Consider the following 6,256-nt stretch of genomic DNA (forward strand, 5'->3'; position numbering starts at 1 on the left):
CTTTAAGAGGGCGATCGGGCCCACAGTCGTGCCGGTCAGGCAATGGCGGCGGCCGACTATTTTCCGGCGGCGCACGACAATCGCGAATGGCAGCGATTGGGCGCGACGCCTTTCCATCGCGAAGCAAAATAGCCGGACGCCGCCATCCTCCGCTACGCTCCGGCCCTCCGCTTCGCTGCGGGTGTCGGACCGTCCCGCCCGTGGGCTCTCGCCGCCATGAAGGCCGCGAGGGTCGCGGTCACCCGACGGGAGCATCCGATGAGCGAGCACGACGACAGCGAACCGCACCACGCCGCTTCTCCGACCGATCATATCCTCACCGAACTCCAGCTTTATGGCTGGCGCCCCTATGCGGACGAGCCAGATCCGCGACCGCTCCCCGGCGGCGACCACGTGGCCGGCGCGGTGGCCGACATCTTTGACGCCCTCATCGCCACCTTGGCTGACACGCGCCTCGAATCCGACCTCGATGATCTGCTCTGGTCCGTCACCAATGTCTTCCACCGCGCTGTACAACGGATCGAGCGGCAACTGGACGACAACGAGCAGGCCCAGCGCCGCCTGCAGCGCGAACAGGACGGCACCGAGATCAAGGCGGTTGAACTCGAGACACTCACCGCCCAGGGCCAGACCATGATCGAACGGCGCGACGCCTTCGAGCTCATGCGCGACCAGGCCGCCGACCACTACGATCAGCAAACCGGCTCGGCCTGGCGACCGCGCACGGGGTCGATGGTCAACCACCACCATCTCACAGCCGCAATGATCGATAGCCGCGACTTCCTCGCGGCAAGGCGGCGCGCGGAAACCGAAATCATGTTACCCGCCGGCCCCAAGATCGCCTTCTCCGGCGGCGATAGCGCCGATCACCAGTTGATCTGGGCAAAGCTCGACCAAATCCGCGCCAAGCACCCCGACATGGTGCTGATGCACGGCGGATCACCGAAAGGCGCCGAAAAGATCGCCGCCCGCTGGGCCGATCATCGCAAGGTGCCGCAGGTCGCCTTCAAGCCCGACTGGAGCAAGCATGCCAAGGCCGCTCCCTTCAAGCGCAACGACCAGATGTTGGCGGTCATGCCGATCGGCGTCATCATCTTTCGGGGCACCGGCATTCAGGAGAACCTCGCCGACAAGGCCCGCAAACTCGGCATTCCGGTCTATCGGCTGGTCAACGGCGGCGCGTAAGCGCCGCCGGAACCTAAGCCCCCGATACATAGCCGGGAGACACGGCATTTTTCAATCTATGTCGTCGTATCCTTTCCCGAAAGCTTCACACTGGACGTCGCGCTTGCCGACACCTTCTTGCGCAATGCCGCCGCTCACCTCGATGGCACTGACTGGGCGGCGGATCGAGGCAGGAACAATGCGGCCCTTCACGCCATCGCCATCGCCATTGAATTGCTCCTGAAGTCGTATCTTCTCAGAGTCGCGACCGATGATTGCTGGAACCGCGCCATATCGGGCACGATCTCGACAAGGCGGCTCGCTACGCCGAGAGAGCTGGATTGCGCCTGCCACCGCAACTGCACAGCGTCATCGCCCGGCTTCATCCTCATTTTCAGCGTGGCGGCTTCCACCAGGATCCATCGCGATCATGGGCGTCCGGTTTCTCGCTCGACGCCCGCCACATCGCGCGGCAGCTCGCTCAGGCTCTCCTGGAGCAAGAGCGTTGCCTCAACAATGCCCGCTGCTCCTGACTTGAAGATGACCGCACCCCGCGATCCATTGCGCTGATCCTTGGTCCAGCCGATGGCCTGAGGCCATCAACCCGCAAGGGGTCGGACTACGCGAAGCGTGCCGCCGCTCCGGCTTCGCCTTCGCGGTGATTGCGGCCACCGGCCGAACACATCGGGCGCCTGTCAGCGGGGGAGGGTCCTCCGCTTCAAACAGGAGCCGGATCGATGTCCTTCGCAGACGCACATGCCTTCGCCTTCAGCCTCGCCGCCACTCTCATGGTCACTATCGTCATCTTTCGTGCTGGCGACGGCACCCTCTCGGTGGTGCCGGCGAACGAGTATGACGGCGACGACACCGCCGTTATCGGCGAAATCGACCCGTTCGCCCCATGACGGGGGCAGACATCGCGCCTGCCGATGCAAGAAGACGGTAGCGGGTCAGTTTGAAAGTCAGCCCCGATCACGATACGTGCATTGCATACGCGCCGTCTGGAAATTGGCGGAAGCATATGCCCTCTTCAAGCCATGACCGATAAGCACCCCAAGCAAAGCGAAGGAAGCTCAGAAGCCGACGGTGCGCGGCTCCTATAAGAAGCGCGTGTTCGCATGACAAAGCCGACCGCTGAAGGGTTGCCCACCGTCTATTGATGTTGGTATCAAGACAGACCTATGAACCAGGGTCTTTACTATGGACGAATACGATAACCAGAAGGGCGCGAAGCCGGAGGATGTGCGCGCCGCCTTAAAAGGCTGGGCGTTTTTTGCGGCTGCAACGCTTGCAATCTTCGGCGTGGCCTACGCCCTGATTGAGATGTAGCAGCAATGAAACATTTCTGAGGGTTCATGATTAGGGCCACATGGCCCGCTTCTTCTTCGATCTAATCGACAACGGAACCTCATACCCGGACACGGAAGGCACGGACCTTCCAAGCCTAGCTTCTGCCGAAGATGAGGCAGCAAGGGCGTTGCTCGAAATCGCCAAGGACCAGATGCCGGACGGCACGTTTCGCGAAGTCGCAATCCGAGTTCATGACGGTACAAGCGCGCCGCTGTTTGTGGTAAAGGTGACGTTCGAGCTAATCCGCAATGGACCGTCCCCTGATGGACGAGTGGGAACTTGATCACCTTGCCGCAGAACATGCGCGCCTCTACCAGATACGAGCGGCGGCAGGTGTGGAAGACTTGCACGCCACCATCGCAGAGACCCGCCGCATAATCGCGGAGTCCCGCAAGCTGCTAGATCGGCTTACCGACAAGAGCGCTACCCAGCCCTAATTTCAAATTGACCCACTACCAAGAAGACCGGCGGGTTTCACCCGCGCTTTTCCTTTGCTATGCTGTGCACTGCGCCAGGTGGTGGTGGAAGGCGCAATCGCCAGAGTCGTTCTCTCGGAGACACCACCATGATCATCCTCGGCATTCTCCTTTGCGTCGCGGCCATCGGCATCTTGTGCTGGTTGCTCTTCACGTCTGCCGTCGTCGCCCTCCCTTTGTTCGTCGGCATCAACGCAGGTGCATGGGCATTCAACACCGGTGCCGGCTGGCTTGGCGCGATCCTTGTCGGCATCCTCGCAGCCGGGTTGACGCTCGGCATCGGCCAAATCCTCCTCGGCGTTGTCAGGCCTATGTGGGTGAGGCTGGCGATCGCGATGGTCTTCGTCGCTCCCGCGATCGTTGCCGGCTACCATGCCAGCCATGGCATTGCGAAGCACATGATGCCTTCGGAAATCTGGCAGATCGTCTTTTCCGTCATTGGCGGGGTCGCCGTCGGCGTCACGGCATATCTGCGGCTCGCGGGCATGGCCGCCGCCGACCAATCCGGTAGGGACATGGTTGAAGCTTAAACCCGCGCGAGCGAGGCGGGTGGACCAGACCGACGAAGCCTTAGCCTCCTCATCGTCGGTGCTTGGAGCAATCGGGCTGCATGCGAAGGATAGAGCAAACGACCTCGACGGCGCGGCCTTGTTTGTGAGCGTGGACATTCTGTCGACGCCGCAGGGCAGACCGGCCATGCGGTGGCAGGACGGTAGGCGACCCGTCGCCGCGTCGTTGGAGATGCGCGTGATGCCTGGATGTCTAGGCGATGCCGGTCCAGCCCGCAGCGATCTGCTGGCGGCGCGTTGGACGCCACTGTCTCCTTTGCCAAACTGTTCCAAGAGCGCTCCAAACGGCCTCTTCAATGGGCTGATCTGGCCGAAGGACGGCTGAAGCCTCGACCGCCTAAGCCGCAACGACGCGTCCCGACTTTCTTCCCCTGCCGGCTCCCACCCCACGCGGCAAGCGCATGGGGACCCCGAGCGCCGCCATTCCTCGCGAAACAAGAAAGTCGTTCCGGCGCCGTCCTCCGCGTTGCTCCGGTCGCAAGCGATGCGTCGTCGCTCGCCTCCGGCCAAGCGATCGCCATCGAGGCCGCATGGTGCGGGCTCGAAACAGAAAAGGAGACTTTACAATGGCTACCATCGGCACCTTCAAGAAGTCCGCATCGAACGAGTTCACCGGTGAAATCGTCTGAAGCTCCGTCAACTGAAGGTCTTCCGAGAAGTGTTGCGGGCTGGTTCTACAAGGCGAGCGGCGGCAGCGCTCGGGATTAGCCAGCCGGCCGTCAGTCAACATGTGAAGCAACTCGAGACCACGCTCGGCATCACACTCTTCAAGAGATCAGCCAACCGCATCGTCCCCTTGCAGGAAGCATGGGAACTTCTGCGAAACGTAGAACTTGCCCTGACGTCGCTGGATCGGCTGGAAGCGTCGATCTTCGCGATGAAGAACGACGAAAAGCAGCGGATTGCGATTGCCGCGCCTTCTGTTTTCGGTTTCGTGACCTTGCCCAAGGTCGTGGCGATCATCCACTCAAAGACCGCCTCGAATGTCCGGTCACTTTCGGGAAGCTACGAGCAGATCGGCGAGCACATCCTGGCAGGGCGTGCCGAACTCGGAATCTCGAGGCTGCCCCTGGATCCAAGTCTCTTTGAGTGGGCGCCGCTTGGGTCGGCACGAAACGTATGCATCTTCCATCCCGACCACCGCTTTTCAAAACAGGCCTGTATCGAGGCTCACGACCTGGCAGGCGAAACGATCGTCGATATCGATCCGCAGTTCGCCGCACACCAAATGAACTTCAATGCCTTGCGCTTCGCCGGCGTTGAGCCAGACATACTGGTGGAATTCGATTGCAACGGTCACGAAGCCGGATACGTTTCGGCTGGCCTCGGCATTTCGATAACCAACGAGATCATCGCGCGTGAGTACGCGGCGTTTAACCTCGAAGCAAAACCGGTGGAACCGTCCGCGCTCTATCACTACGTTGCGATTTGGCAGAAGGGCAGGACCTTTTCTAACGCATTGAACGTCTCGCTCGAAGCGATAATCGCTGCGTTTGCACAGACGCCGTCTGCGGGAGGGTGATGCTCCCTTGAGGAGCGTTGTCCTTGATGGCCGCTGCCCTTGAATAAGGGGCAGGGTTCATTTTGTCGAACAGTGATCAACCCGCGCCTGCTGCAACAGAACGCGGGCCGTTCGAGCCAAATAACCTCGATGTCAGGTCGTCTTGATGCCGATCTTGCGGCGCTTCGCTGGCGCCGCTTCAGGCTCAGGCGCTACGGCCTTCCGTCCCAGACCGATCGCCTTCGCCATCGTCGATCGCGCCGCGGAATAATTCGGCGCAACCATCGGATAGTCGGCGGGCAGGCCCCATTTCGCCCGGTACGCATCCGGCGACAGATCGTAGTGAGTGCCAAGGTGCCGTTTGAGCGACTTGAACTTCTTGCCGTCTTCCAGGCAGATGATGAAATCGGGCGTCACCGATTTCTTGATCGGGACAGCGGGTGTAGTCTTCTCTTCCGCTTTGGGCGGGGGCGGTCCCTGCAGCTTGCTGATCGCTTCATAGGTATCGGCAATTACGCGCGCGAGTTCGGTGACGGGAACCGGGTTGTTGCTGACATAGGCGGAAACGATGTCAGCGGTCATCTCCAGCAATTCCGCGTCGGACTCGATAAGATCTTCAGGCATTTGGCCAACCCTTCATTTGCTCTTCCAGTAGCCGTAGCCCCGATCTACGTCAGCAGCCTCGCTACAGCAAAGCGCACCGGGTGCACAAGACAAGAAGAAGGTGCAAGTGCAATTGGGCAGGAGGGCGGATACAGTTTTTGAGCGAGCCTTGTTATGCTGCCGGCTGCATGGCTGCCCTCAGCAGCATGCCAAACAGATCGCGCGGTTCATCCGGATCGGCGAGCAGATCGAGCTCCTCGTAGAGGCCGGTCGCCTGCAACTGGTCGCGCACATAGCGCAGGGCCGAAAAATCCTCGATCGCGAAGCCGACTGAATCGAACAGCGTGATCTGCTTGGCGTCTCGGCGCCCTTGTGCCTTGGCGGTGATCACTTGCCAGAGCTCGGTCACCGGATGGTTGGGATCAAGCTGTTGGATCTCGCCCTCGATGCGTGTCTGTGACGGAAACTCGACGAAAATGTCGGAGCGCAGCAGGATGTCCCTGTGCAGTTCGGTCTTGCCGGGGCAATCGCCGCCGACGGCGTTGATGTGGACGCCGGAGCCGACCATGTTGTCGGTGAGAATGGTTGCGCAC

General features: G+C 61.0%; 9 protein-coding genes and 1 pseudogene. 7 read left to right on the top strand and 3 right to left on the bottom strand.

The genetic code is table 11. The annotated features are described in order from the left end of the window. The first annotated feature begins 258 nt into the window (after positions 1 to 258). Positions 259 to 1,185, top strand: a complete 927-nt coding sequence (locus tag EN925_RS18370) for a DUF2493 domain-containing protein (protein ID WP_127365578.1) — start codon at positions 259 to 261, stop codon at positions 1,183 to 1,185. Between the two features lie 188 nt (positions 1,186 to 1,373). On the opposite strand, the gene EN925_RS18375 is transcribed toward EN925_RS18370, so the two are convergent. Next, on the bottom strand, positions 1,374 to 1,577 hold the full coding sequence (locus tag EN925_RS18375) for a hypothetical protein (protein ID WP_127368299.1): 204 nt from the start codon (positions 1,575 to 1,577) through the stop codon (positions 1,374 to 1,376). A gap of 324 nt (positions 1,578 to 1,901) precedes the next feature. Between EN925_RS18375 and EN925_RS39685 the strand changes: the two genes are divergently transcribed. The 6 genes from EN925_RS39685 (at position 1,902) to EN925_RS18395 (ending at position 5,081) form a co-directional block, all read left to right on the top strand. After that, positions 1,902 to 2,069, top strand: a complete 168-nt coding sequence (locus EN925_RS39685; RefSeq protein WP_164753788.1) for a hypothetical protein — start codon at positions 1,902 to 1,904, stop codon at positions 2,067 to 2,069. A 295-nt stretch (positions 2,070 to 2,364) separates the two neighbouring features. Continuing rightward, positions 2,365 to 2,493, top strand: coding sequence for a hypothetical protein (locus tag EN925_RS41500; RefSeq protein ID WP_275955654.1), 129 nt, complete (start codon positions 2,365 to 2,367; stop codon positions 2,491 to 2,493). Positions 2,494 to 2,533: 40 nt separating this feature from the next. Further along, on the top strand, positions 2,534 to 2,797 hold the full coding sequence (locus EN925_RS39690; RefSeq protein WP_164753786.1) for a hypothetical protein: 264 nt from the start codon (positions 2,534 to 2,536) through the stop codon (positions 2,795 to 2,797). A 282-nt stretch (positions 2,798 to 3,079) separates the two neighbouring features. Then, positions 3,080 to 3,520 (top strand): hypothetical protein, encoded by a 441-nt coding sequence (locus EN925_RS18385; protein ID WP_127365580.1) that lies wholly within the window; start codon positions 3,080 to 3,082, stop codon positions 3,518 to 3,520. 19 nt (positions 3,521 to 3,539) lie between these two features. Continuing rightward, positions 3,540 to 3,884: a hypothetical protein gene (locus EN925_RS18390; protein ID WP_127365581.1), complete on the top strand. Its 345-nt coding sequence runs from the start codon at positions 3,540 to 3,542 to the stop codon at positions 3,882 to 3,884. 300 nt (positions 3,885 to 4,184) lie between these two features. After that, positions 4,185 to 5,081 (top strand): LysR family transcriptional regulator, encoded by an 897-nt coding sequence (locus EN925_RS18395; protein WP_127368298.1) that lies wholly within the window; start codon positions 4,185 to 4,187, stop codon positions 5,079 to 5,081. Between the two features lie 132 nt (positions 5,082 to 5,213). Here EN925_RS18395 and EN925_RS18400 read toward each other — a convergent pair whose 3' ends face one another. Both EN925_RS18400 and EN925_RS18405 read right to left on the bottom strand, forming a co-directional pair. Continuing rightward, complete coding sequence (locus tag EN925_RS18400) at positions 5,214 to 5,684, bottom strand: MucR family transcriptional regulator (RefSeq protein ID WP_127368297.1); 471 nt, start codon at positions 5,682 to 5,684, stop codon at positions 5,214 to 5,216. A 151-nt stretch (positions 5,685 to 5,835) separates the two neighbouring features. Next, positions 5,836 to 6,256, bottom strand: a pseudogene (locus tag EN925_RS18405) (ornithine cyclodeaminase); the annotation flags it as partial.

Origin of the sequence: Mesorhizobium sp. M7A.F.Ca.US.006.04.2.1, from assembly GCF_004022915.1 — a bacterium.
Lineage (GTDB): Bacteria > Pseudomonadota > Alphaproteobacteria > Rhizobiales > Rhizobiaceae > Mesorhizobium > Mesorhizobium ciceri.